Raw genomic sequence first — 3885 nt, forward strand, 5'->3', positions numbered from 1 at the left:
ACTTAGACCCAACCATCAAATTTCAGTCGTTTTTGAATCCTCTCGACCGCTTCTTTCTGCATCTGTCTAACTCGCTCATTAGAGACATTCACATCCAACATTTGTCCAACCTCAGACAGTGTTTTCACCTTGTTGTCGAAGAAACCAAAACGGTGAATAAGAACCTTCTGCAATTTAGGTGGCAGTGTGTTTATGATCTGCTCTAGCGCATGTGTAAATGATTGGTCTTCACAGTCTTGTTGAGGATCGGGGATGTATTCACTTTCGCACTGTTCAAGTACAAGTGGTGCGTGGCTGATACCAACCGTCGTTGTTACGTCAATAAACCCGCTTAACGCAACCAGTTGATCGACACGTTCAGCTTTTACGCCTGAGCTATTCGATAATTCTGAGATCGAGATTTCTTTGCGCATTTTTTTGCTTACATCGAGCTTCTTTGATGCAAGGCTATTAATTTCTTTACACACATGAGCAGGTAAGCGAACGGTACGACCTTTATTCATTAAGGCCGCTTCAATATTTTCGCGAATCCACCACACAGCATAAGTGGAAAAACGATAGCCGGGTTCTGGATCGTACTTATCGATGGCCTTGATTAAGCCAATATTCCCTTCTTCGATAAGGTCGAGCAGTGTGAAGTTGTTGCCTTTGCGTTTTAGATAACTTTTTGCGATTTTTACAACGAGGCGTAGATTCGATTCGATCATGATGTCACGTGCATGTTTGTCACCCGCACGATTCAACTTTGCGTAATACAATTCATCTTCACGCGATAACAGATCAATGCCCACGATATCCTTTAGATAGTGAGCATAAGGTTCTGTAGCAGTTGAAAATGATTCTTTAATGGGAGTTTCATTCGTGAGCCCCTGAAACGCAGCAAAATTGTCATTGTTCATTTCCTTGTCCTTATCTAGCCGACTGAACGTTTTATTTATTTTATTATTATGTCACCAGGTGAATAACACTTGGTTTCATTTAAGTGTAGGTAACAGTTTCTTCTTTACCAATAAATAAAATGCAATTTCGTATGTTTATGTCACAAAAAAATCTACAAATATTTAACTATTTTGCATCCCATCGAGTGTGACGGTTTTTTGTTCAAGACATGTATGTAGGAGGTCTATAAAGTGTTGCTATGTTTGAGCTTATCTAGATAAATACCATGAATTTATAGGCGTGGATTAGCTATATCATTGAGAGAGAAAATGACAAGAGTCGAGGTTCAATGTTTCCAAATACCTCAACTCCTTTGGCTACTAAGTTTCACCACGTAACTCTTAGTTCTATCGACTAATAAGTGCTGAGCACATCATCGATTTGTTGATTGATGATTTTTACTTCGCTGTAGATAACCGAAAGGTCATCCGTTTGAGGTGCTAGTTTATTGGATGTGTTTTGCTCGACTCTTTCTAAGGCCGCTGTAGCTGTTTCTTCGCCGAAGCTGGCTAATATGCCTTTTAATGTATGTACGATAAAATGAAGCTTGCCCCAATCTTGTTGCTGTACCAGTTCTTGTATCTCTTCTAATGAATTGCCATGGTCTTCTTGATACACAGACAATACAGCGAAGATTATTTCTCTGTCATTATCTAAGTAGGCATTTAAGGCATCGATATCTAGCATATAGACTCCTGTTGGCTGTATGTTGAAAATGGGCTAGGCGGCTTACTCGAAAAACCAGATCTTAATGAATCACTAATCCATTGATTCCATTTTGGAGGAAGTTCTAACTGTAAAATTTCTCTTAAATAGTCGTCGCTAAGTTTTTCATCTATATGAGCTTTATGAACGGCATATATATAGTCAAGTTTGGCGGCAACTGAATATGGGTAACTGTGAATATAGTCTTTTAATTCCTGTATTGACCCAAAGTTTTCAATGTTTATACAAGTTGAAGGGTCGACATTTTTGGACTCAAGTTTGTGGTTTACTGCTTCTCCACGAGATTTTAGACATTCCACTGCTAAGTGATAAAGAGAGTACTCCCCAAAATGGACGAGCAGTGGTAATAGTTGAGCGAGCAAGTAAGTTGGTTGGCTGTGGAAATTATTCGCTAACAGCGTTGAAGCTCTAATCACTTTTTTGTGGGCAACCTGAGGGCTATTTTCGATCAGCAAGATACTGCTCTGAAACAGGGCAAGGCTGGCTAAAACCTGCTGCTGTTGTTTTACCGGAAGTTTCAGGTTTACTAATTCGGTGAATTGGTTGGCGTGCTCAAGCAAAATACGTTTGTACTTTAGTTGCGTCTCGCGCTGATAAGTCGCTTTTAACGAATTAAAGTGCGCACAAATGGAGTGAATGACATCAATGTCAGCAGCTGAAATATGGGTCGCATACATCTCACCTAACTTTATGATCATACGTGTGTTGTCTGCGTTCTCAGCCAAGTCAATCGCCCTGATTGCACGATGGCTGATACTTGGTGTCATCTCAAATGCACGAATCGCTAATTTCAGAGCAGGAAGCAGCATCTTATGTTTTTCGTAGATACAGCTTAAGCAATCAATGACGCTCAATGAGAGTGGCTGCGCGATCAGAAAGTTGTGGAGCTTATCTATGGCTAGATCCTGTTTGCCTAAACTGTCGAGAATCAGAGCTTCAGCAACCAGTTTTGTCGGGTGCATGTTGGTTTTCGAGTTGTTAATGACGCTAGAGAGCAATTGCCAATTCTTACCTGAAATTAAATGTTCAATCAGTGTCGCTTCGAATTGAACGCTAGTGCCATTAGGCGAGACCGCTAATGCTTGAGCCAATTTATCCTGACTGGTGATCGGATATAACTCGTTCAGTTGTGTCAGCTTCTTCGAGATGGACACAGCACTTTGGATCTTTTTACCTAACCTCTGAGTATGAATCGGTTTAGAAACGAAATGGTGTGCCTCGCCTGACAGGGCAGTTAATACCGTTTCTTGACGCATATCTCCAGAGAGTAAAATTGTCGCAACCGTATGGTCGATGAGCCTATTTCGATACAGAATACCCAAAAGTTCAAAGCCCGTGAAGAATTGCTCTAGGTGGTAATCGATGAGGAGTACATGAAAAGAGTGAGTCTCGACCGCTTTAATTGCTTGTCGATAGTCGGTCGCAATAAAGATGCAATCATGTGCAATGCCCAAGCTCGAGAGTTGCTGCTTTATAAGAATAGTTGCACTCTTGGAGTCGTCGACAATTAAAACTCGTAGGTCAGGTGGTAAGGTCAAATCCATTTTCCTCAATACCAAATGTTATTTTTAATTTAGGTGTCAAGTTGCACATTGTCAAGGTGCCAATATCACAGACAAACACTCAATAAACTATTGGTAATTAAGGAGTATTCGATAACATTTATGAAAGACTTCAAACGCAGGTTACTTTTACCTGATTTTCGTTGGGTTATACGTGTTTTAGAAATAAAAAAGAGGCAAGCCGGTAAGCTAACCTCTCTGTTTTATTGTTCGAGTTTTTATTCGAAATGTTGTTCTTTTCTTGAAGCTTTATTAAACAAAACTCTAGCGCTAATCACGCATATTTAGAATCAATACTGCAGCTAGAGCCAAGAACGCCGTCATCATTAAGAACACATCGTTGTAAGCCATAATGGCAGCGTCACGTTGCATTGTGCCAAGTAGGCTAGCTTGCGCTTGTTGCATCGCCGTTGCGGCATCACTTCCTGATTGAATAAAGAACGCTTGTTGATCTTTGAGCGTTTGCCAACCCAATTGGCTAACTGAAGGCAGCGACTCTTTGATATGCGCCAAATGCTCGCGCGTTTTGTTATCTAACAACGTAGCAATAATCGCGATACTAAAAGCACCCCCTAGGTTTCGCATTACGTTGGTTAAGGTCGAAGCGTCAGGCGTGTCCATTTTGCTGATGTTTTTCATCGCAACCAAAGACAGCGGA

General features: G+C 40.8%; 3 protein-coding genes and 1 pseudogene. All 4 read right to left on the minus strand.

Annotation, left to right across the window (positions count from 1 at the left end):
* Positions 1 to 2: 2 nt before the first annotated feature.
* Positions 3 to 899 carry an RNA polymerase sigma factor RpoD/SigA gene (locus tag AB4653_RS00160; protein ID WP_017099449.1) on the minus strand — a complete coding sequence of 299 codons (897 nt, stop codon included), beginning with the start codon at positions 897 to 899 and terminating at the stop codon, positions 3 to 5.
* A gap of 394 nt (positions 900 to 1293) precedes the next feature.
* The gene (locus tag AB4653_RS00165; RefSeq protein ID WP_009844988.1) at positions 1294 to 1626 is read right to left on the minus strand and encodes an Hpt domain-containing protein; all 333 of its coding nucleotides are present in this window, start codon (positions 1624 to 1626) and stop codon (positions 1294 to 1296) included.
* A complete protein-coding gene (locus AB4653_RS00170; protein ID WP_102257630.1) occupies positions 1620 to 3209 on the minus strand; it encodes a response regulator in 1590 nt (529 codons plus the stop codon). The genes AB4653_RS00165 and AB4653_RS00170 overlap by 7 nt, the downstream gene beginning before the upstream one ends.
* 288 nt (positions 3210 to 3497) lie before the next feature.
* Positions 3498 to 3885, minus strand: a pseudogene (locus tag AB4653_RS00175) (EmrB/QacA family drug resistance transporter); the annotation flags it as partial.

It is taken from the genome of Vibrio sp. 10N.222.48.A3 (assembly GCF_041475345.1).
Classification (GTDB): domain Bacteria; phylum Pseudomonadota; class Gammaproteobacteria; order Enterobacterales; family Vibrionaceae; genus Vibrio; species Vibrio tasmaniensis_A.